The sequence below is a fragment of the Bradyrhizobium mercantei genome (genome assembly GCF_001982635.1).
GTDB classification, from domain to species: domain Bacteria; phylum Pseudomonadota; class Alphaproteobacteria; order Rhizobiales; family Xanthobacteraceae; genus Bradyrhizobium; species Bradyrhizobium mercantei.
Genome location: NZ_MKFI01000005.1, coordinates 656966 through 679507, shown reverse-complemented (window position 1 = coordinate 679507; position 22542 = coordinate 656966). Strand labels below are relative to the sequence as shown.

At 64.8% G+C, this 22542-nt stretch carries 14 protein-coding genes; 11 read left to right on the top strand and 3 right to left on the bottom strand.

Features of this window, described 5'->3' with window-relative positions:
* Nucleotides 1–22: 22 nt before the first annotated feature.
* Nucleotides 23–7510: an Ig-like domain-containing protein gene (locus BI327_RS43585; protein WP_167386908.1), complete on the bottom strand. Its 7488-nt coding sequence runs from the start codon at nucleotides 7508–7510 to the stop codon at nucleotides 23–25.
* A gap of 489 nt (nucleotides 7511–7999) precedes the next feature.
* Here BI327_RS43585 and BI327_RS25765 point away from each other — a divergent pair, with 489 nt between their 5' ends.
* Nucleotides 8000–8743, top strand: coding sequence for a thermonuclease family protein (locus BI327_RS25765; protein ID WP_076864067.1), 744 nt, complete (start codon nucleotides 8000–8002; stop codon nucleotides 8741–8743).
* A 56-nt stretch (nucleotides 8744–8799) separates the two neighbouring features.
* Complete coding sequence (locus BI327_RS25760) at nucleotides 8800–10299, top strand: M48 family metalloprotease (RefSeq protein WP_245334929.1); 1500 nt, start codon at nucleotides 8800–8802, stop codon at nucleotides 10297–10299.
* Nucleotides 10300–10462: 163 nt separating this feature from the next.
* Here BI327_RS25760 and BI327_RS25755 read toward each other — a convergent pair whose 3' ends face one another.
* Nucleotides 10463–10864: a c-type cytochrome gene (locus tag BI327_RS25755; protein ID WP_076864065.1), complete on the bottom strand. Its 402-nt coding sequence runs from the start codon at nucleotides 10862–10864 to the stop codon at nucleotides 10463–10465.
* Nucleotides 10865–11049: 185 nt separating this feature from the next.
* Here BI327_RS25755 and BI327_RS25750 point away from each other — a divergent pair, with 185 nt between their 5' ends.
* Complete coding sequence (locus BI327_RS25750; RefSeq protein ID WP_076864064.1) at nucleotides 11050–11871, top strand: transporter; 822 nt, start codon at nucleotides 11050–11052, stop codon at nucleotides 11869–11871.
* Nucleotides 11872–12022: 151 nt separating this feature from the next.
* Here BI327_RS25750 and BI327_RS25745 read toward each other — a convergent pair whose 3' ends face one another.
* Complete coding sequence (locus BI327_RS25745) at nucleotides 12023–13315, bottom strand: MFS transporter (protein WP_076864063.1); 1293 nt, start codon at nucleotides 13313–13315, stop codon at nucleotides 12023–12025.
* Between the two features lie 247 nt (nucleotides 13316–13562).
* Here BI327_RS25745 and cyoA point away from each other — a divergent pair, with 247 nt between their 5' ends.
* From cyoA to BI327_RS25705, 8 genes are all read left to right on the top strand, one after another.
* On the top strand, nucleotides 13563–14729 hold the full coding sequence (gene cyoA / locus BI327_RS25740; RefSeq protein WP_076864062.1) for a ubiquinol oxidase subunit II: 1167 nt from the start codon (nucleotides 13563–13565) through the stop codon (nucleotides 14727–14729).
* Nucleotides 14730–14739: 10 nt separating this feature from the next.
* A complete protein-coding gene (cyoB, locus tag BI327_RS25735; RefSeq protein ID WP_076864061.1) occupies nucleotides 14740–16743 on the top strand; it encodes a cytochrome o ubiquinol oxidase subunit I in 2004 nt (667 codons plus the stop codon).
* Nucleotides 16740–17375 (top strand): cytochrome o ubiquinol oxidase subunit III, encoded by a 636-nt coding sequence (cyoC, locus tag BI327_RS25730; protein ID WP_076864060.1) that lies wholly within the window; start codon nucleotides 16740–16742, stop codon nucleotides 17373–17375. The genes cyoB and cyoC overlap by 4 nt, the downstream gene beginning before the upstream one ends.
* Nucleotides 17372–17758, top strand: coding sequence for a cytochrome o ubiquinol oxidase subunit IV (gene cyoD, locus BI327_RS25725; RefSeq protein ID WP_076864059.1), 387 nt, complete (start codon nucleotides 17372–17374; stop codon nucleotides 17756–17758). Before cyoC ends, cyoD begins: the two co-directional genes overlap by 4 nt.
* Nucleotides 17759–17760: 2 nt before the next feature.
* Complete coding sequence (locus tag BI327_RS25720; protein ID WP_167386907.1) at nucleotides 17761–18585, top strand: SURF1 family protein; 825 nt, start codon at nucleotides 17761–17763, stop codon at nucleotides 18583–18585.
* Nucleotides 18557–19942 (top strand): ATP-binding protein, encoded by a 1386-nt coding sequence (locus BI327_RS25715; protein ID WP_076864058.1) that lies wholly within the window; start codon nucleotides 18557–18559, stop codon nucleotides 19940–19942. Before BI327_RS25720 ends, BI327_RS25715 begins: the two co-directional genes overlap by 29 nt.
* Nucleotides 19932–20468: a response regulator transcription factor gene (locus BI327_RS25710; RefSeq protein ID WP_076864057.1), complete on the top strand. Its 537-nt coding sequence runs from the start codon at nucleotides 19932–19934 to the stop codon at nucleotides 20466–20468. Before BI327_RS25715 ends, BI327_RS25710 begins: the two co-directional genes overlap by 11 nt.
* Nucleotides 20469–20735: 267 nt before the next feature.
* The gene (locus tag BI327_RS25705; RefSeq protein WP_076864056.1) at nucleotides 20736–22475 is read left to right on the top strand and encodes a tetratricopeptide repeat protein; all 1740 of its coding nucleotides are present in this window, start codon (nucleotides 20736–20738) and stop codon (nucleotides 22473–22475) included.
* The last annotated feature ends 67 nt before the right edge of the window (nucleotides 22476–22542 follow it).

Genomic DNA, 22542 nt, shown 5'->3' with positions numbered 1-22542 from the left:
GATCGCGCGCAACGCGATGCGATCAGAGATGGAAGTCGGGAACGGTCTGATAGGGCGTTCCCGCCGGCAACCCAAGGAACAGGTACTGCATGCCATATTGTCCGGCGAACGCCGATGCAGTCGCGTCCATGATGACGTGACCACCCAGATCCAGGTGCAGTTCCGGCCGGGTGATCGCGCCGATCGTGTAGGCCGGCGCTGTTGTCTCGTTGATGTGCAGCGCATCGAACACGGCGGATACGGCCGAAAGCGATGCCGCATTGCCGGCCAGGTCGACGACGCTTCCGCCATTGGCGACGAATCCGGTCACCGCCAGCGAGGCGGCGCGATCCGTCGACGACACGATGTGATCGAACACCAGTTTGGAGGGATCGCCGAGCAGCGCCGTTGCCGCGGCATCGTAGGTCGCGCTACCGCCATCGTTCAGCGTCAGGATCGGCGTGCCGCCATTGACCTTGACCGTCTCGCTGAAGCCGACCGTCAGTTGCACCAGCGAGCCCGGCCCCGCAACGCCCCCGGCGGGTGTCGCGGTGATCCCGGTGAGATGGGGCGCCGACGTGTCGAGGGTGAAGGTCAGACTCGACGACGCGCTGACATTGCCGGCGGCATCGACCTCCTGCACCGTCACGAAGTGCACGCCGTCGGTCGTGAACACCGGCGCCACCGTCGAGAAGCTCGAGGCGCCGTCGGCCTTGAACCACAGCGTGTCGGCCGAATCGAACTTGGTGTAGTCGATCAGCGGATTGCTGGTGATGTGATCGGTGCCCGAGAACCCGGTGTCCCGGTGCAGCGCCAGTCCCGGCGCCGAGGGTGCCTTGGTGTCGCCAGTGAAATTGATGGTGCTGCTCGCCGCGCCGGCGTTGCCGGCGACGTCGGTGTAGCTCGCCCCGGCAACGGACAGATTGGCCGACAAATGGTCGGTGACCTCGGCCGTGAAGACCGCAGTGTAGATATCCTGGCCTGCGCCGTTGATGCCGACATGGGTCAGACTGCCCAGCAGGCCGCCATGGACCGTGATGTCGCCCAGCCCGAAGCCCGCAACCGCCTCGGAGAAGGTGAACGTCATCAGCGCCGTGTCGCCGGCGTGCAGCACAGTGTGGTTGGCGGCAACCGACACCGTCGGCGAGTGGGTGTCGCCGCCGATATCGGCCGTGTTGCTTGCGGCACCAGCATTGCCGGAGTCGTCAGTATAGGTCGCGGCCGAGACCCGGATCGAGCCCGCCAGGACATCGTTGATATCTGGCGTGAAGAGCGCGGTGTAGACGTCCTGGCCCGATCCGTTGAGCCCGACATGGACCAGATTGCTCAGCGCGCCACCGGCGACGACGGTATCACTGAGCGCAAAGCTCGCGACGTGTTCGGAGAAGGTGAAAGTGACAACGGAGGTCTGGCCTGCCAGCACCGTGCTCGGGCTCGCCGCGACCGACACCGTCGGAGCCTTGGTATCGCCGGTGAAATTGATGGTGTTGCTTGCCGCGCCGCTGTTGCCGGCGACGTCGGTGTAACCGGATGCGGTGACCTGCACCGATCCGAGCTCGGCGTTGCTTTCATCCGGCGTGAAGGTCGCGGTGTAGACGTCCTGGCCCGATCCGTTGACGCCGACATGGACCAGATTGCCCAGCGCGCCGCCATGCACGGTGACGTCACCGACCGCGAAGCTCGCAACCTGTTCGGAGAAGGTGAACGTCACCAGCGCGGTCTGGCCCGCCAGCAGCGCGTTACGATCCGCCGCAATCGACACCGTTGGCGCCAGCGTATCGCCGCCGATAGCGGCGGTGTTGCCGGCCGTGCCGGCGTTACCGGCCGTATCGGTGTAGCTCGACGCGTTGACCTTCACCGAGCCCGTCTCGGTGTCGCTGATGTCGGGCGTGAACGTCGCGGTGTAGATGTCCTGGCCTGCGCCGTTGAGCCCGACATGCACGAGACTGCTCAGCACGCCGCCATGAACGGTGGTGCCGGCAAGGCTGAAGCCCGCGACGGCCTCCGAGAAGGTGAAGGTCGCGACCGAGAGGTCGCCGGCCAGCACCGTGTCCGGGTTGAGCGTGACGGATACCGTCGGCACCTGCGTATCGCCGCTGAAATTGATCGTGTTGCTCGCGCCGCCGGCATTGCCGGCCGTGTCGCCGTAACCAGATGCGGTGACCTGAACCGAGCCGGCCTCGGCGTTGCTCACGTCAGGCGTGAAGGTCGCCGTATAGATATCCTGGCCGGAGCCATTGACTCCGACATGCACAAGATTGCCAAGCGCGCCGCCGCTGACACTGACGTCGCCGAGCGCGAAGGCCGCAATCGCCTCGGAGAAGGTAAAGGTCACGACTGCGGTCTGACCGGCCAGCAGCGCGGTGTGATCGGCCGAGACCGACACCGTGGGCGCCTTGGTGTCGCCGGAGAAGTTGATCGTGTTGCTGGACGCGCCGGAATTGCCGGCGACGTCGGCGTAGCTTGACGCGTTGACCTGCACCGAGCCCGCTTCAGCGTTGGTCACGTCGGGTGTGAAGGTCGCCGTGTAGACGTCATGGCCGGAGCCATCGACGCCGACATGGATCAGGTTCCCCAGCGTCCCGCCCTGGACGGTGACATCACCGAGCCCGAAGCCGGTGACGGCCTCGGAGAAGGTGAAGGTGACGAGCGCGCCATCGCCGGCAGTCAGCGTGGTGTGATCGGCCGAGATCGACACCGTCGGCGCTCTGGTGTCGCCGGTGAAGGTGATCGTGTTGCTCGCCGCGCCGGCGTTTCCGGCGACGTCGGTATAGCTTGAAGCGTTGACCTGCACCGAGCCCGCCTCGGCGTTGGTCACATCGGGTGTGAAGGTCGCCGTGTAGACGTCCTGGTGCGCGGCGTTGACGCCGACATGCACGAGATTGCTCAGCACCCCGCCGCTGACCGTCGTGTCCGACAGCGCGAAGCCCGTCACCGCCTCGGAGAAGGTGAAGGTGACGGTCGAGGTCTGTCCGGCCAGCAGCGAGGTCTGGCTCGCGCTAACAGACACGTTCGGTGCGATCGCGTCGATCACCAGATGCAGGTCGGTGGCCGCATGGGTCACATCGGCATCCTGGCCGCCGGGATCCTTGATGCTGCCGCCATTGAGCGAAAGGCTCTGTATCTGAAGATCGGACGTGCTGTCGCCGTCCTGCACGGTGTAACTGAACACCAGCGCCTGCGAACCGCTGCCGCTGACATAGGTCGCGACCTTGCCGTCGTTGAGCAGCAACTCGGGCACGCCGGTCACGCTCACCGTGTTGCTGAAGTTCACGGTGACGGTGACGACCTTGCCGGCATTCAGCGTCGTCAGGTGACCGGTGGTGTCGGCCGTGACCGAGGCGATGCTCGCCTGCGACCTGATCTCGAGATGCGGCGAGGCCGAGCCGTCGGAGGCCAGCATCAGCGAGCCGAACGAAGCGCCCGACCCGAAGCTCAGGTTCAGCGAGGCGAGCGTCGTGCCGCTGCCGCTCTTCACCACCAGCACGCCATTCGAATAGGACAGCGTGGCCGTTGCGTCATAGGCGATATTGCCGAAATCGATAGTATCGCCGCCGGCAAAGCCGGTGATCGACGTGCTGAACGACGTGCCGGAGAACACCCCGGCATCGAGCACGAGCTTCTCGGTAGAGCCGTCGGTGAACGCGATCGCGCCGGTTCCCGCCGCACCGTTCGTCGCCAGTTCGAGGATCGAGCCCTTGATGACGGTGCCGCCGGAATAGGTGTTGTGCGCCGACAGCACCAGCCGGCCGCCGCCGGTCACCTCGACATCGCCCGGCGTCGCGCCATCGGAGATGACGCCGCTCTGGGTCACGGTCTCGCCGGCCGCGACATTGAAGACCGGATCGCCCGCGACGGTGATGTTGCGGGTCTGCGTGAAGCCGTCGGTGAAGCTGATGCCGGTGCCGTCGCCGAGCTTCAGCACGTTGGTGACCGCGCCGAGATTGACGTTGGCGGAGATCGAAACAACGGTGCCCGTGCCGCTGACGGTGGTGTTGCCGGTATAGGTGTTGTTGCCGCCAAGGATGACCGTGCCACCGCCGCTGATGACGAGACCGCCGATGCCCGCATTGGCGCCGGTGCCGCCATTCCCGCTCTGGTCGGCGATGTCGTTGGCGATCGTCAGCGTCTGGCCGCTGTCGGGCGCGAAGCTGAGATTGTTGTTGCCCTGGATGAAGATGCCTGAGCCGTAAGCCGATCCGCTGGCCTGGCCACCGCCATTGGCGCCGCCCTTGACGGCATTGAAGCCGGTGTCGTTCGACAGCGAGCCGCCCTTGATGGTCAGCGAGCCGCCTTGCTCGACGAAGACCGTGCCGCCGGCGCCAAGGCCGCCACCGCCCCCCGCCGTGCCGTCACCGCCACCAAAGCCGCCGAGCGCGCTGACGCCGCCACCGCCGCCGAAGCCGCCATTGCCGCCATAGCCGCCGCCACCACCGAATCCACCATTGCCGAACGCCCCGCCGCCACCGCCGTAGCCGCCATTGCCGCCGTCGATTGCGTTGGCGCCGCCGACGCCACCGCCGGTGCCGTGCGCGCGGTTATTGTTGCCGTAGAAACCACCCGCGCCGCCGCCGCCGCCGTTGGCGCCGCCCGTTCCTCCATTCCAATAAAGAATGGTCCCGTTCCCGTACGGGATCAGGTAGCCGTCGACCCCTTTGCCGCCCCCCGCGGCGCCGGGGACGATGCCGGCGGAACCGTTCTGAAATGCGGCGGAGTTCGCACCCTGCGCGTGAAGGCCGATGCCGCCGCCGCTGCTGTTTCCGCCTTGGCCGCCCATGCCGCCACCACCGCCGAAGCCGTCGATGTTGACGTTGCTCGCGGTGCTGCCGGTTCCGCCCTTGCCACCGATCGCGGCACTGTTGTGAAACACGACATTGTCGATCGTGGCGCTGCCATTCGACGAGACGAACAGCCCGCCACCGAGGCCGGCGCCACCGCCGCCGCCGCCCTGGATGACGCCACCGCCGGCAGCCACGGTGTTCTGGATGGTCAGGTTTTCGAGATTGAGATTGCCGGCATAGACGAAGAAGCCACGCTGGGCGTTGAGGCCGTCGATCGTGTAGGTGCCGCCGCGACCGTCGCTGCCGTTGATCGTGACACTCGACCCACTCAGCAGATTGAGCGCGTACAGCTCCGACGTCAGGCTGAAATTCGCTGTGATGTTGATCGTGTAGTTGGCATTCGCCGCGGCGTTCTGCCCGCTGGAATCCATCTGCAGGATGGCGGCATTCAGGTCGGTGACATTGGAGACATTGAAGACGCGGGTCGAGACGACCTGCACGATCGTGCCACCGCTCACATCCTGCGAGAGCTGGAAGCTGGTACCGGCGCCGACGCCGGCAAGGGTCAGCGTATCGGTCGTCGTGCCGTTCGAGATCGAGAGCGTGTTGCCGGTCAGGATGACCGTGTTCAGCGACGGATTCTGGGTGTTGTACTGCAACCCGGTCAGGTCGATGAACTGGCCGGGATTGAAGTTCGCGATCGTGTTGGTGAACGCATTGCCGCTCAGCGCGGCGTTGTCGATCTTCAGCGTGCCGACAATGCCTGTCGTGAACGAGATGTTGCCGGTTCCGGCGGCGCCCGCCGCGGTGAGCCACACCGTGCCCGAATAGATTGTCGTGCTGCCGTAGCTGTTGGCGGCGTGGCCAAGCACGAGCGTACCACCGCCGTCGATGCCGAGATTGCCGCTGCCGGTGACGAGAGCGGTGTCGGTGACGGTCTTGCCGTTCGCGACCGACAGGATCGAATTGCCGCTGACCGAGAGCGTGTCGTCGAACGTGCCGCCCGATGTCAGCGACAGGTGCGCGCTGCTCAGACCGAACGTCCCGGTCAGCCCGGCGAGCTGACCCATCCCAAGCTGCAACGTGCCGGCGCCGGACAGCGTGAAAATACCGGAGCCAGAGATCGAGCCGATGTCGGCGATGGTGCCCGACGAGATGTCGAAGGTGCCGCCATTGGCGGTGACCTGGATGTCGTGGGTGAAGGTGTAGCCGCCGGTCGTGGTCAGCGTGCCGCCATTGAGGATCAGCGCGCCGGCCGAGCCGCCGATATTGTTGTCGGCGCTGATCGAGAGCGTGTTGCCGCCGTCGATCTGGGTGCCGCCGACATAAGTGCTGGCACCCGTCAGCGTCAGCGTGCCGCCGCCCGAGACGACCAGTTTCCCGGTCGTGCCGCTGCCGCTGATGCCCCTCTCGTCGGCGATGGCGTCGCCGATCGTGAGCGTCGTGACGGTCTGCAGGCCCTGCGAGAACGTCGGCACGGTGTGCGTCGGCGTGACGACCATCGTGCCCTGGATGAAGATGTCGCCATAGGCAGAGCCGTTGCCGGCGCCGTTGGCGCCGGTGCCGCCGGTCTCGGTAGCACCCATCAAGGTGCCGCCGATGACGGTCAGCGTGCCGCCCTGTTGTACGAAGATGTTGCCGCCGAGGCCTGCGCCGCCGCCACCGCCACCGGCGAGCGAGCCGCTGCCCGCACCAAAGCCGCCGGTGCCGGGCGTGCCGTTCGAACCGCCGCCGCCACCGCCGAAGCCGCCATCGCCGCCGGTGTGCGCGTATCCGCTGCCATTGCCGGAGCCGCCGCCGCCACCCGCGAACCCGCCATTGCCGCCGCTATAAATACCGCCGCCACCACCGCCGCCGACGCCACCAGCGCCGCCGTAGCCAGTTCCGGGAGCGCCGGCGACCGAGTTGGCGCCACCGATGCCGCCGCCGCCTCCACCAACACCACCGCCGCCACCGCCGCCACTCGCACCGCCGCCGGCATGTGCGCCGTAACCGGAGCCGCCGTAATTGTCGGCGCCCTGTCCACCGCCCGCCGCGCCTTCGATCGTCGCCGGCGTGCCGCCCGCGTTCTGTGCGCCGGTCGAGGGATTCTGGCTGTCGTGGCCGGCCTCGCTGTAACCGCTGCCGCCATTACCGTGGTAGCCGTAATAGTCCTGCCCACCGAAGCCGCCGCCGCCACCGCCGCCGCCATTGCCACTGCCGCCGTCGGCACCGATGCCGCCACCACCGCCGCCACCGCCGGCCGGATCGACCACGCCGCCATTGCCGCCCCTGGCGGTGTTGCTGCCGAAATTGACATTGTTCAGCGTGACGTTGGCGTTCGCTCCGACGAACAATCCGCCGCCGAGGCCCGCGCCGCCGCCGCCACCGCCGACCCCGCCATTGCCGCCGCTCGCAACCGCATTGATGATGGTGAGGTTCTTGAACGTCACCGTGCCTGACGTGACGACGAAACCTTGATAGCCGCGCGCGTCGATGACGTCGCTGTAGTCCTGTCCGCCGAGTTGATTGTTGTAGTCGGAGTTGCCGTCGAAGGTGAGCGTCGAGCCGCTCATCAGGTTGATGGCCGGCAGATCGTCCAGCAATTGCAGCGTGCGCGCGCCGGACGAGAGCGAGAAGTGGATCACGTAATCGGTGTTCGCGGCAGCCATGCCGCCACCGACGCTGATTCCAGAGATCGCGTTGTAGAGCAGGAGATAATCGCTGAGCGGATCGGTGGTCGACAGCGTAAGAACAACTGGGTTCGACACAAGGACCTCGGCAATATGCGTGAGCGACCGCGATCGATCGCTGTTTCGAAAAATTGCTGATTAGTTACCTTGCGCCGCAAGTCATTGGCAACAATAACGAATTCTCATTCCGCGCACGGAGTTGAGATGGTCAATCGGTAAGGTTGATGCGTCTGAGGGCGCGCTGTGAACGTCAAACGCGCCAATCTCCGTCACGGCGAGGGACATGCGAGACGTGTTCGTCCCGCAGCGACCGTGCATTGATGTGAAACGGGGATCAGGCCTGTGCGCACGATGAGAAGCGTCGCAAAGAATTTGATCGCCAATGCGTTGTCGAATCACGGCCGATCGCGCTGATGCGGTCGCGCCTGGCCTGTGGCTCCGCGACGATCTTTCGGTCAGACTGTTCTTGTTGGCGACCGCGCTCCGAACGGAGCGTGCCGGAGTGACGAGTTCAGCATGACGTTTCCGCGCGATAGAGCATGGCAACGCCGTCCGCGGGCAGTGGCGATGATCGCGTGCGCGATCGCGACCGCGGCGTGCATCGGACGCGGCGAAGCGGCCGGATGCAATTTCGAGGTTCAGGGCGAGGGGCGCGTCGCCGCCGTGGTCGATGCGCGCAGCTTTCGGCTCGACGACGGCCGTGAGATCAAGCTTGCCGGCATCGAGGTGGCGGACAGGGCGAAGGCCACAACAGCGCTGACGGCGCTGCTGGTCGGTCGCGAGGTGACGTTGCGCGGACAGGACGATACGCCGGACCGCTATGGCCGGCAGCCGGCCTACGCATTCCTCGACGGCGGCGAGATGCCCGTGCAGACCGAGTTGCTGCGCCGGGGCGTCGCGCTGGTATCGTCCGAGATCGCCGACAAGGACTGCACCGCGGCACTGATGGCGGCGGAGGCCGAGGCGCGGACCGCCCGATCGGGAACCTGGGCCGAGACCACGGTCATAAAAAACGCTGAAAGTCCGGACGATATTTTGGCCGGGATCGGGCGCTTTACAGTGGTCGAGGGCAGGGTTTTGTCCGTGCGTCAAGCGGGCGCGACGACCTACCTGAATTTCGGTCGAAACTGGACTCGGGACTTTGCTCTGACTATTTCAAGGCGCATAGTCCCTGCGTTCGAGGCGGCCGGGCTTTCGCCCAAGTCTCTGGAAAATCGTAGGATTCGTGTGCGAGGCTGGGTGGAAGCACGACGTGGGCCGCGAATCGAGTTGCTCCGGGTGGGGCAGATTGAAGTGCTCGGCGGGAACTAGGGGGGCCTCTGGCCACAGCCTGGCCGATTCTCGGGACAAATTTGTGAGTTTTTGACGTGATTGAGCGCGAGCGCGCAGGACGGCGTGAAGAGGGGACTGGCCGCCGCCTTTCGGCGGCGCCTGTGCTCGTCTGCGCCGCCCTGACGCTGTCGGCCTGCGGCAATGTCGGCCGGTTCGAGCAGGTCACCCCGACCGCGGCCGCAGCCCCGGTGAAGCCGAACCGGGTGGTGCAGCAGACCCCCAACAGCGAGCGCGAGCATGAGCGCATCCTGTCGTCCTATGGCGGCGCCTATGACGACCCCAAGCTCGAGGCCCTGATCAGCAAGACCGTCGAGCGGCTGGTCGCCGCCTCCGAACGGCCCGACCAGGCCTACAAGGTGACGATCCTCAATTCCGGCGCGGTCAACGCCTTCGCGCTGCCGACCGGTCAGCTCTATGTCACGCGCGGCCTGATCGCGCTCGCCAGCGACACCTCCGAGCTCTCCTCGGTGCTGAGCCACGAGATGGCGCACGTGCTGGCCAAGCACGCCGCGATGCGCGAGGACCAGGCGCGCCAGGCGGCGGTGGTGACGCGCGTCGTCACCGACATGAGCACCGATCCCGATCTGACCGCCTTGGCGCTCGCCAAGACCAAGCTGACGATGGCGAGCTTCTCGCGGCAGCAGGAGTTCGAGGCCGACGGCATCGGCGTCGGGATCGCCGCCCGCGCGCATTTCGATCCCTACGGCGCGGCGCGCTTCCTCACCGCGATGGAGCGCAATGCCGCGCTCAAGATCGGCAAGACCGCGCTCGATCCGCGCGCGCAGGATTTCACCTCGTCGCATCCGGCGACGCCGGAGCGCATCAACAATGCGCAGACCACGGCGCGGCAGTATTCGTCGCCCGAGAGCAACGAGCGCGACCGCGAGACCTATCTCGCCGCGATCGACAACATCGTCTATGGCGAGGACCCCAGCGAGGGCTTCGTGCGCGGCCGGAGATTCCTGCATCCCAAGCTCGGCTTCACCTTCACCGCGCCCGACAATTTCACGCTCGACAACACCGCGCAGGCGGTGATCGGCGTACGCGAGGGCGGCAGCCAGGCGATGCGCTTCGACGTGGTGCGGGTGCCGGCCGAGCAGTCGCTCGGCGACTATCTCAATTCCGGCTGGATGGAAGGCGTCGAGAAGTCCTCGACCGAGGACCTCACCATCAACGGCTTTCCGGCGGCCTCCGCCACCGCGCATGGCGAGCAGTGGCAGTTCAAGGTCTACGCGCTGCGCTTCGGCAGCGACGTCTACCGTTTCATCTTCGCCGCCAAGCAGAAGTCCACCGAGAGCGAGCGCAATGCGCGCGAGACCGTCAATTCATTCCGCCGCCTGACCCTCGACGAGATCCAGGCCGCGCGGCCGCTGCGCATCAAGGTCATCAATGTGCAGCCCGGCGACACCGTGGAATCGCTGTCGCACCGCATGGCCGGCGTCGACCACCCGGCCGAGCGCTTCCGCGTGCTCAACGGCCTCGACGCCCACGCCCAGGTGAAGCCGCGCGACCGCGTCAAGATCGTGGTGGATTGAGGTCCGCGCTGGCCCTCACCACCGCCGTCGTCCCGGCGAACGCCGGGACCCATAACCACCGTCGTTAATTGTTGGAAGAAGCTGGGGCCACAGCGCGCTCGAACAACGCAGCCCTGTGGTTATGGGTCCCTGCTTGCGCAGGGACGACGTCGAGAGAGAGCGCCTACTTCGCCTTCTCCTTGAGGAAGGCGATGATGTCGGCCCGATCCCTGGGATCCTGTACCTCGTAGAACATCTTGGTGCCCGGAACCATCGCGTCCGGACCGGTGAGCCATTTGTCGAGATTGGCCTCGGTCCACACGATCTTCGAGTTCTTCAGCGCCGGCGAGTAATTGTAGCCTGCGACCGAGCCGGCAAGGCGGCCCACCACACCCCGGTGCATCGGGCCGACGTCGTTCTTCTCGATCGAATGGCAATCGCCGCAACCCTGGTACAGCGTGGCGCCGCGCGCCGGATCGCCCGCTGCGCGGGCGCTGTTCAGGGCGATCAGGATCGCGATGGCCGCCATCGCGGCGATCTTGGCGTGCCGCGGCGCCAGCGCGCCTGCGATCGAACGAATGGTCATTCCCGGGGTCTCCTGTTTGCCACCACAACAGGAGCAGCCCTGCTGCCATTCTATTCCCTGCAATGCCGCTCGCTCGCGCGGCCGATGCGGAAGTTTTTCAGCCGACCGGGAATATCCGCGCGCGCCGCCGATCTATCTTGGAGCTGCCACCTCCGCAGCTGCGCCGCGCTATTGGAGCATCCCCAGTGTTTCAGAACCGGTTCGGCGCCGTCGCCCGACTTGCCGAACTTGGGTGCGTGCTTGCTGCGCTCGCTCTCGCAGCAGCCACCGCCGCGCGCGCGGACGGCTGTCCCAAGGCCAACGAAAAGCCGAGCGACGAAATCGCGACCGACCGGCCCGACGTCACCAATTCGAGTATCGTCGTGCCGGTCGGGAGCCTGCAGAACGAGAACGGCATCAACCTGACCGGCCGCAACAGCGGCCGCTTTATCGACGGCAGCAACAGCCGCTGGCGGCTCGGGATTGCGCCCTGCCTCGAGGTGCTGGTCGACCTCCCGAGCTATGTCGGCCCCTTGAGAGCGCCCGGCGCCTCGGGCTTCACCGACGTCGCGCCTGCCATCAAGTGGCAGATCAGCCCGCTGCCGGGGAAGATCGACCTCTCGATCACCGCCGGCGTCGCGCTGCCGACCGGCACGGCCGCGGTCGCCGGGCGCGGCGCGCAGCCCTACATCCAGTTGCCCTGGTCATGGGAGCTGCATGACGGCTGGGGCGTCAGCGGCATGTTCACGGAATTCTTCCGCCCGGCCGAGCTGACCGGCCGGCACATGTCGGAAGCGACCTTCGTGATCGAGAAGAAGCTGACCGAACGGATCAGCGTGTTCACCGAATATGTCGGCGACTATCCCGACGGCACACGGCCAACCCAGCTGATCAATTCCGGCGGCCTTTACCGGATCACGCCGACCCAGCAGGTCGATCTCCACATCGCGTTCGGGCTCAACCGCAACTCGCCGAACTATGTCGTCGGCCTCGGCTATTCGTTCCGCGTCGATGGGTTGTTCCGGTAGCCCACCTCCCCTTGAAAAGGGGAGGTCGCTTTGCTCGCCAGAGCAAAGCGCGTGGGGATCCGGTCTCTCCGCAGATGCAGCGTCGCCTGCGGCAGACCCCCATCCCGACCTTCCCCCTTTCAGGGGGAAGGAGCAGATGGGACTACGTGACTCAGTTGACTTCCGCTTCGCGCAGGCCGCTGAGCCAAAGCGCCAGCAGCGTCCACACCGCACCGGACAACAGATACGCACCGGCCGAGATCAGGCCGAAATGCGTCGCCAGCAGCAGCGCGGCGAGCGGCGCGAAGCCGGCGCCGAACAGCCAGGCGAAATCCGACGTCAGCGCCGAGGCGGTATAGCGATAATTGCGCGCGAAGTTCGAGGCGATCGCCCCCGACGACTGGCCGAACGACAGCCCGAGCAGCACGAAGCCGAGCACCATGTACACGGTTTCACCGAACGCACCGGCATCGAGCAGCTGCGGGGCAAAGCCGCTATAGACTGCGATCGCGACCGCCGAGCCCAACAGCAGCGGCTTGCGCCCGACGCGGTCGGCGATCATGCCGGAGGCGACGATCGCGACGACGCCGACCATGGCGCCGATCATCTCGATGATCAGGAAGCGCACCGGGCTTTCCTTGGTGAACAGGAACACCCAGGACAGCGGAAACACCGTGACCATGTGGAACAGGGCAAAGCTCGCCAGCGGCGCGAAAGCGCCGAGCACGATGTTGCGGCCTTCCTGCGCCACGGTCTCGCCGATGCGCGCCGGCTCCAGATCGCGGCTTTCGAACAGCTCGGAATATTCATCCGTCGCCACCATGCGCAGCCGCGCGAACAGCGCCACCACGTTGATGGCGAAGGCGACGAAGAACGGATAGCGCCAGCCCCAATCGAAGAAATCATCCGCCGAGAGGTTGCCGGCGAAGAAGGCGAACAGCGCGCTCGCCACGATCAGCCCGAGCGGCGCGCCGAGCTGCGGCACCATCGCGTACCAGCCGCGCTTGTTGGCCGGCGAATTCATCGCGAGCAGCGAGGCGAGGCCGTCCCACGCGCCGCCCCAGGCGATGCCCTGCAGCACGCGGGCGGCGGCGAGCAGCCAGATCGCGGCAACGCCGATCGTGTCGTAGCCGGGCAGGAACGCGAGCGCGACCGTGGCGGTGCCAAGCAGGAACAGCGCGATGACGAGCTTGGCACCCTTGCCGTGGCGGCGGTCGACCGCCATGAAGATGACGGTGCCGAGCGGCCGCGCGGCGAACGCCAGCGCGAAGATGCCGAATGAATAGAGCGTGCCGGTCAGCTCGTTGACGAACGGAAACACCAGCTTCGGGAACACGATCACCGAGGCGATCGCGTAGACGAAGAAGTCGAAGAACTCCGAGGTGCGCCCGATGATGACGCCGATGGCGATTTCGCCGGGTTTCGCCTGCCCGTGACCTGATGCGGTCGGGGTGCCGTGAGCCATTGCTGGGGCTTGTGCCATCGCCGGAGAACCGTCCTTTGGAGCATGGTCCGGAAAAGTGGAAACCGGTTTTCCGAACGGATCATGCTCAAGCAAGAAGATGAGGCCACGGGCAGCCTTTGCCACGCGGTCCACCTCACCTTCTGACCTTCTATCCCGCACTGCAACATTGGACAAATTGTCCAATGTCAACTTTGCTGCATCGCAGCTACCCGTTGGCGGAACTCATAAAATTCAAGTGGGGTGAGCCGTGCGCGCCTTGAAATTATTGGCCTTATTGCCGTTCGCGGCACTCCTTGGCGGGTGCGATTTTGTCGTCCTGGCGCCTGCCGGCGACATCGCCGCCCAGCAGCGAGACCTCGTCGTCATCTCCACCGTCCTGATGCTCATCATCGTGCTTCCGGTGATGGCGCTGACCGTCTTCTTCGCCTGGCGCTACCGCCAGTCAAACACCCAGGCCCCCTACGAGCCGGAGTGGGATCACTCGACCCAGCTCGAGCTGGTGATCTGGTCGGCACCGCTCTTGATCATCATCTGCCTGGGCGCATTGACCTGGATGGGCACCCATCTGCTCGATCCCTATCGCTCGCTCGGCCGCATCGCCGCCGACAAGCCGATCGAGAGCAAGGACGCCCCGCTCAATGTCGAGGTGGTCGCGCTCGACTGGAAGTGGTTGTTCATCTACCCGGATTACGGCGTCGCCGCCGTCAACGAGCTTGCTGCGCCCGTCGACCGCCCGATCCGCTTCCGCATCACGGCGTCCTCCGTGATGAACTCGTTCTACATCCCCGCGCTCGCCGGCCAGATCTACGCGATGCCCGGCATGGAGACCAAGCTGCACGCGGTCGCCAACAAGGCAGGCACCTATCGCGGCTTCTCCGCCAATTACAGCGGCGCCGGCTTCTCCGGCATGCACTTCGAGTTCAAGAGCCTGTCGGGCGCGGATTTCGACAAATGGATCGCCGGTGCCAAGGCGAGCTCCAACATGCTCGGCCGCACCGACTATCTGCAGCTCGAGCGTCCGAGCCAGAACGATCCGGTCCGTCTCTATCGTTCGGTCGATCGCGATCTCTACAAGGCGATCCTCAACATGTGCGTCGAGCCCGGCAAGATGTGCATGAGCGAGATGATGGCGATCGACGCCAAGGGCGGCTTGGGGCGCGAAGGCCTCAACAACACGCTGCCGCTGACCTATGACAAATACGCTCGCCGCGGCGCGCCGCTCGGCTCGGAGCCGACCTTCGTCGCCGGCATCTGCTCGATGGACGAGATCAAGGACGCGCCGTCGCGCGAGGTCACCGCGCCGCTCGACCTGACGCCGCTGCGCGGCTTCGGGCTGAAGCGCCCGCCGTTCTCGCCGGCGCATCCGTCATCGACATCCCAGCTGCTCGGCCAGCGTCCGAAATCAGAGTCCTGAGGAGGACCGCATGAATCCCGATCTCGTCAAGATGATCTTCGGCCGCCTCAACCTGGATGCGCTGCCGATCCATGAGCCGATCCTGGTCGGCACTTTCGCGGTGGTCGCGACCGGCGGTCTCGCGCTGTTCGCCATCGTCACCTACTTCCGGCTCTGGAGCTATCTGTGGCGCGAGTGGTTCACCACCGTGGACCACAAGCGCATCGGCATCATGTACATGATCCTCGGCATCGTGATGCTGCTGCGCGGCTTCGCGGACGCGCTGATGATGCGCCTGCAGCAGGCGATCGCCTTCAACGGCTCCGACGGCTATCTGCCGGCCCATCACTACGACCAGGTCTTCACCGCCCACGGCGTGATCATGATCTTCTTCGTGGCGATGCCGCTGGTGACCGGCCTGATGAACTACGTGGTGCCGCTGCAGATCGGCGCCCGCGACGTCTCCTTCCCCTTCCTCAACAATTTCTCGTTCTGGATGACGGTCGGCGGCGCCGTGCTGGTGATGATGTCGCTGTTCGTCGGCGAATTCGCCCGCACCGGCTGGCTCGCCTACCCGCCGCTGTCGAACATCGGCTACAGTCCTGACGTCGGCGTCGACTATTACATATGGGGACTACAGGTCGCAGGCGTCGGCACCACTTTATCGGGCATCAATCTGATCTGCACCATCGTCAAGCTGCGCGCGCCGGGCATGACGATGATGAAGATGCCGGTGTTCACCTGGACCTCGCTCTGCACAAACGTCCTGATCGTCGCCTCCTTCCCGGTGCTGACCGCGGTGCTGGCGCTGCTGTCGCTCGATCGTTACGTCGGCACCAACTTCTTCACGAACGACTTCGGCGGCAACCCGATGATGTACGTGAACCTGATCTGGATCTGGGGCCACCCCGAGGTCTACATCCTGGTGCTGCCGGCGTTCGGCATCTTCTCCGAGGTGACCGCGACGTTCTCCGGCAAGCGGCTGTTCGGCTACACCTCGATGGTCTACGCCACCGTCGTCATCACCATCCTGTCCTACCTGGTCTGGCTGCACCACTTCTTCACGATGGGCTCCGGCGCCAGCGTGAACTCGTTCTTCGGCATCACCACCATGATCATCTCGATCCCGACGGGCGCGAAGATGTTCAACTGGCTGTTCACGATGTATCGCGGCCGCATCCGCTTCGAGCTGCCGATGATGTGGACGGTGGCGTTCATGCTGACCTTCGTGATCGGCGGCATGACCGGCGTGCTGCTCGCGGTGCCGCCGGCCGATTTCGTGCTGCATAACAGCCTGTTCCTGATCGCGCATTTTCACAACGTGATCATCGGCGGCGTGCTGTTCGGCCTGTTCGCCGGCATCAACTACTGGTTCCCGAAGGCGTTCGGCTTCAGGCTCGATCCGTTCTGGGGCAAGCTGTCGTTCTGGTTCTGGGTCTCGGGCTTCTACTTCGCCTTCATGCCGCTCTACGTGCTCGGCCTGATGGGCGTGACGCGACGGCTGCGCGTGTTCGACGATCCCACTCTGCAGATCTGGTTCGTCATCGCAGCCTTCGGCGCCTTCCTGATCCTGCTCGGCATCGGCGCGATGCTGGTGCAGTTCGCGGTCAGCATTTTGCGCCGCGAGCAGCTCAAGGACACCACCGGCGATCCCTGGAACGCGCGCACGCTGGAATGGGCGACCTCGTCGCCGCCGCCGGACTACAACTTCGCGTTCACGCCTGTGGTCTACGACAACGACGCCTGGTGGGACATGAAGCGCCGCGGCTACAGGCGCCCGCTCACCGGCTTCAGGCCGATCCACATGCCGTCCAGCACCGGCACCGGCATCATCCTCGCCGGCTTCGCGACGGTGATGGGGTTCGCCCTGATCTGGTACATCTGGTGGCTCGCCGCCGTCAGCTTCGTTGCGCTGCTCGCGGTCGCGATCGGCCACACCTTCAACTATCACCGCGACTTCCACATCCCGGCGGATGAGGTGGTGCGGACCGAAGATGCGCGGACGCGCGTTCTCGCCGCGGGAGCCCAGACATGAGCGTAGCAACCAACCGAATCTCCGTCCAAGGCTCCGAGCCGGTCTTCCACGTCATCGACGAGCACGATCATCCGGAAGGCGCCAGCACCATGCTGGGCTTCTGGATCTACCTGATGAGCGACTGCCTCATCTTCGCGATGCTGTTTGCGACCTATGGCGTGCTCGGCGGCAACTACGCCGCCGGCCCGGCGCCGAAGGATCTGTTCGACCTCAAGCTGGTCGCGCTCAACACCACGATGCTGCTGCTCTCCTCGATCACCTACGGCTTCGCCATGCTGACGATGGAGAAATCGAAGATCGGTCAGACGCAGCTCTGGCTCGCGATCACCGGACTGTTCGGCCTCGCCTTCCTCGGCATCGAGCTCACCGAGTTCGCCCACATGATCCACGAAGGCGCGACGCCGCAGCGCAGCGCCTTCCTGTCGTCGTTCTTCACGCTGGTCGGCACCCACGGCCTGCACGTCACTTTCGGCCTGGTCTGGCTGGTGACGCTGATGGTGCAGACCGCGCGCTTCGGCCTCACCACGGCCAACCGGCGCCGGCTGATGTGCCTCTCGATGTTCTGGCACTTCCTCGACGTGGTCTGGATCGGCGTCTTCACCTTCGTCTATCTCCTGGGAATGCTGCGATGACAACCAACTCTCACGCCCTGCACTCCAACGACCACGGCCATGACGACCATGGCGGCGCCGCCCACGGCTCGCTGAAGAGCTACCTGATCGGCTTCGGCCTCTCGGTGATCCTCACGGCCATTCCGTTCTGGCTGGTGATGACCGGGACCATCGCCGACAAGGCAGTCACCGCGCTGATCGTGCTGGTGCTGGCCGCGGTGCAGATCGTGGTTCACATGATCTACTTCCTGCACATGAACACGCGGTCCGAGAACGGCTGGACCATGATGGCGATGATCTTCACCGTGGTCATGGTGGTGATCGCGCTGACCGGCTCGCTGTGGGTCATGCATCACCTCAACATCAACATGATGCCGATGCACGACATGAGCCAGATGCCGTGACGATGCGGTCTGCCAGACCCTCGCTTGTGCTGCTCACGCTCGGCATGCTGGGCGTGGTGCTGCTGAGCGCGCTCGGAATCTGGCAGGTCGAACGCAGGACCTGGAAGCTGGCGCTGATCGAACGGGTCGAGCGGCGCATGCACGCGGCGCCGGTCGCGCCGCCGCCGCCATCGTCGTGGTCGGAAGTCACGGCCGCGCGCGACGAATACCGCCGCGTCACCGTGCGCGGCACTTTCCTGAATTCCGACGAGACGCTGGTGCAGGCCGTGACGAACGAAGGCCCCGGCTTCTGGGTGCTGACGCCGCTGCGGATGGCTGACGGAACCACCGTGCTGGTTAACCGCGGCTTTGTTCCGCCCGACCGGCGCGATCCCGCGACCCGGCGCGACGGCGACCTGCAAGGCCCGGTCAACGTCACCGGACTGTTGCGGATCTCGGAGCCGAAGGGCGGCTTCCTGCGCAGCAACGATCCGGCGGCGGGCCGCTGGTATTCCCGCGACGTCGCAGCGATCGCGGCTACGCACGGATTGTCGCAGGCAGCTCCCTTCTTCATCGACGCCGACGCGACGCCGAATCCGGGCGGCGCCCCGGTCGGCGGGCTCACGATCGTGCGGTTTCCGAACAACCATCTGATTTACGCGCTGACATGGTTCGTGCTGGCCATTATGCTGGCGGGCGCGCTCCTGCGCACCTTCAGCGGCAGGGGCCGCGCCGGCGATCCAGGGTGGACCTCGAGGCGCGCCGCCGTGCGCCGCCTGATCGGCGCAGCCCGCAATCTGTCTCGCGACACAGGCCCAGATGCTCGAGCGCACATCGGATCTGCATGAGGAGAACGCCCCGGCCGGCACGGCCGTGATGCGGTCCGCCGTGAGCGCGGCTGCCGGCATGCCGTTCGATCTCGCCGCGCCCGCCGACATCGCGACCAACCGCAAGAACATGGCCCTGTTGGTTCAGCTGCGCTGGATCGCCGTGATCGGCCAGATCGTCACCATCGGCTTCGTGCAGTTCTGGATGGGCGTCGCGCTGCCGCTGCTGCCATTGGCGGCCGTGATCTCCGGGCTCGTGGCGCTCAATGTCGTCAGCCTGCTGTGGCTGCGCTACCGCGCCGACATCAACAACCGCGAGCTCTTAGTCGCGCTCGCGCTCGACGTGGCGGCGCTGACCGCCTTGCTCTATCTCAGCGGCGGCGCCACCAATCCCTTCACGTCGCTCTATCTGCTGCAGGTGACGCTCGGCGCGGTGCTGCTCGATGCGCCCTCGACCTGGTCGCTGGTGGCGCTGGTCTGCATGAACTTCGCCTGGCTGACCAGCTACTACCGGCCGCTGGAGCTGCCGCAGCAGGGCTTTGCCGACGCCTTCAACCTCTACATCGCCGGCACCTTCATCGGCCTCGTGCTCGACGCCGTGCTGCTCGTCGTTTTCATGACCCGGATCAACCGCAATCTGCGCGACCGCGACCTCCGCCTCGCGGCGCTGCGCCAGCACGCCGCCGAGCAGGACCACATCGTCAGGATAGGCCTCCTGGCGTCCGGCGCCGCGCATGAGCTCGGCACGCCGCTCGCCTCGCTCTCGGTCATCCTGGGCGACTGGCGCCGGATGCCCACGCTCGCCTCCGACCCCGAGCTGTCGCAGGACCTCAGCGAGATGGAGATCTCGGTGCAGCGCTGCAAGTCGATTGTGACCGGCATCCTGCTGTCGGCCGGCGAAGCCCGCGGCGAAGGCTCCTCGCCGACCACGGTCGCGGCGTTCCTGACCGCGCTGGTGGAGGAATGGCGGACCACGCGGCCGTCGGCCACGCTGTATTTCCGCAATGCGTTCGGCGCTGACCTCGCGATCGTCTCCGACATCGCGCTCAAGCAGGCGATCTTCAACGTGCTCGACAATGCCGCCGAGGTCTCGCGCGACTGGATCGAGCTGACGGCCGAGCGCAATGCCGACAAGCTCGTGCTGTCGGTGACCGATCGCGGCCCGGGCTTCTCGCGCGAGATGCTGTCGCATATCGGCAAGCCGTATCAATCGACCAAGGGCAGCTCCGGCAGCGGTCTCGGCCTGTTCCTGGTCGTCAACGTCGTGCGCAAGCTCGGCGGCGTGGTGACGGCGCGCAACCGGCCGGACATTGGCGCCGCGGTCAGGCTCGAGCTGCCGCTCTCGACGCTAGCGATCGGAGACCATCTTGACGGATGAACGCCAGCTTCTGATCGTCGAGGACGATGCAGGTTTTGCCCGCACGCTGAAGCGCTCGTTCGAGCGCCGCGGCTACGGCGTCGCGGTGTCGGCCTCGCTCGACGAGGTCCGCGAGCTGCTCGAGCAGCAGTCGCCCGGCTATGCGGTCGTCGACCTGAAGCTTGCCGGCGGCGCGTCCGGCCTTGCCTGCGTCGAAGCGCTGCACGCGCATGATCCCGAGATGCTGATCGTGGTGCTGACGGGATTTGCCAGCATCGCGACCGCGGTCGAGGCCATCAAGCTCGGCGCCTGCCACTATCTGGCCAAACCGTCGAACACCGACGATATCGAGGCCGCGTTCCTCAAAGCGCAAGGCAACGCCGGCATCGAGGTCGGCGCGCGGCCGACCTCGATCAAGACGCTGGAATGGGAACGCATCCACCAGACCCTGATGGAGACCGACTTCAACATCTCCGAGGCCGCCCGCCGTCTCGGCATGCACCGCCGCACGCTGGCGCGCAAGCTGGAGAAGCAGCGGGTGAAGTGACGGCGTTCTCAGCAGGGCGCAAACCGCGATCTCCAGCCAGGTCTCTACCCGTGTGGTACAGGCACGGTCATAATTCATACGCCATTGCAATTAGTTAAAGACACAGTCTCCCTACGGTGCCTCCAGCAGCATTTCGGCTTTCGCACTTCGTGCAAGGCGACCGTCAAGGAGTTTGTTCAATAGAGCACTGCAGGAAGGGCCTGCTACTCGCGGCACAATCAGAGAAGGCGCTGTTTCGAGCTAACCATTCGTCGCAAACGACGGCTTATGGCTTTGACAATTCAGCTGGTCACCTCTTATCGTCAATGCTGGGTTGAGGAAGAAAAGAACTTACACCCGTGGAAATACGGGATGTTGGGGCTAGAAGTGCAAACAATTGAAAAGGTGCGCAGCGTCACCTCGCAAACGCTAGGGCGGCTCAACGTAGCAGCCAAAATTGCCATCGTGGTGCTTGTCTGCGTTCTCGCAGGTGGATTGATTTTTTGGCTCAGCAATGAGCTGGTCTACTACTATTTGGCGCACACATACGTCGAAGAACTTGCTGACGCCTATGATCTAAATCCCGGAATTACTCGGGCTCTCCTATGGGCCAGCTTCGCGGCGATCGTGGTCCTCGCGGGCTATACGTTCTCATTTTCGAAGCATAAGCGCCGGATCGGCTACGTGGGCCTCCTAGCGCTTGTCATCGGACATTCGCTTCTGCTCGGACGTATTGATGCGAACTTCCGGAAAAATGGCGTAGCGGAGAAATGCTACGTGATGACTCGCACCAGCATCAAGACATTGAACCGCATCGGGGTCGATCCGGATACTGGACGCGAATGTCGTCCCCTTACTCCTCAGATTGTAGAAAAGATCGAACAATACCGAAGCGGCCATAGACCAAAGATAATCACCTCGACCAATCCGACCTTCTTTGATCCAACAACGGGTGAGCCGGTTGTTTGGTATTTCAAGAACGATCGTGGTCAGATCGAACTGTTCGATCTCATGGGCTTTCATCCGCAAACCGGCGAAGAGTTAACGCCCGTTACCCGGGACGTTGTTCAAGTGTGGAACCAGCAGGCCGCTAAGGTCGTTCGTCGAGCACCTCTGCGGATAGATGATCCGGAGAAGTTCGGCTTCTTCGAACCGACAACGGGAGCTACAAAGGTCTGGTACTGGCGAAGTGAGAGTGGCCAATACGAATTCTACGATGGCCCCGGCTTTCATCCGCGGACGGGCGACGAGTTCAAGATTGCCACCCGCGAGGTCATCGCTGATTGGCGTCAACAACAGGACGCGGCTACGGCAAAAAAGAAGGCGGAGGGGGAGCTAAGAGAAAAGGAAGCACGTGAACGTGCGGAGCGGGATGCCCAGCAAGCGCAACAAGCCGCCGAGCGAGACCGCCAAGCAAAGGAAGCAGCGGCGGCGGCAGATCGACAACGCTTGCAAAGCGGCGCTGACTGCGACCGACTCGCTGCAAATCCAACCGACGCCAGAAGGTCGGGTGACGGCGTACCTTTTGATGTTCTGAAATTGCAAGCGGATCAAGCGTACGATGCCTGCACGAAGGCGGCCGCCACCTTCCCCAACGAACTCAGATATCAGTACCAGCTTGGTCGAGCTACCCAGTTCAAGGACAGGAAGCAAGCGTTCGACATATTCTTCCGCCTCGTTGGCGCAAACTATCCTGCTGCGTTCGACAACCTCGGTGGCATGTATCTATGGGACCGAAAGGACACGACGACAGCTATTTCGCTCTTTAAGCGGGGGAGCGCACTGGGTGACGCTGACTCGATGGTTAGCCTAGTCGACCTTATCGACAAGGGACTGGTTCAAACGCCAAATTCGGAGCAAACCAAACTGGCACTATTGCAGCGGGCCGCTGAACTCGGGCACGCGGGAGCGCAGCGAGGTTATGAGCTTCAGCTACAAAAGCTCAACCAAGAGCGCATCAATCAAGCTAACCAGCAGCAAATGATGCAGTTGTTCGGAGCCTTCGTTCAGGGGGTGGCAAGGCACTGACGGCTCGAAAGCAGCATATGTCAGCACGAACGACGCACTCTCTACCGCTTATCCCATTCGATAGGAA

Excerpts from the sequence above, each read along its gene's own strand:
- BI327_RS25705 (WP_076864056.1), top strand. The coding sequence starts at position 20,736 with ATGGCTTTGACAATTCAGCTGGTCACCTCTTATCGTCAATGCTGGGTT.
- cyoC (WP_076864060.1), top strand. The coding sequence starts at position 16,740 with ATGAGCGTAGCAACCAACCGAATCTCCGTCCAAGGCTCCGAGCCGGTC.
- BI327_RS25715 (WP_076864058.1), top strand. The coding sequence starts at position 18,557 with ATGCTCGAGCGCACATCGGATCTGCATGAGGAGAACGCCCCGGCCGGC.
- BI327_RS25765 (WP_076864067.1), top strand. The coding sequence starts at position 8,000 with ATGATCGCGTGCGCGATCGCGACCGCGGCGTGCATCGGACGCGGCGAA.
- BI327_RS25755 (WP_076864065.1), bottom strand. The coding sequence starts at position 10,864 with ATGACCATTCGTTCGATCGCAGGCGCGCTGGCGCCGCGGCACGCCAAG.
- BI327_RS25720 (WP_167386907.1), top strand. The coding sequence starts at position 17,761 with ATGCGGTCTGCCAGACCCTCGCTTGTGCTGCTCACGCTCGGCATGCTG.
- BI327_RS25745 (WP_076864063.1), bottom strand. The coding sequence starts at position 13,315 with ATGGCTCACGGCACCCCGACCGCATCAGGTCACGGGCAGGCGAAACCC.
- cyoD (WP_076864059.1), top strand. The coding sequence starts at position 17,372 with ATGACAACCAACTCTCACGCCCTGCACTCCAACGACCACGGCCATGAC.
- cyoB (WP_076864061.1), top strand. The coding sequence starts at position 14,740 with ATGAATCCCGATCTCGTCAAGATGATCTTCGGCCGCCTCAACCTGGAT.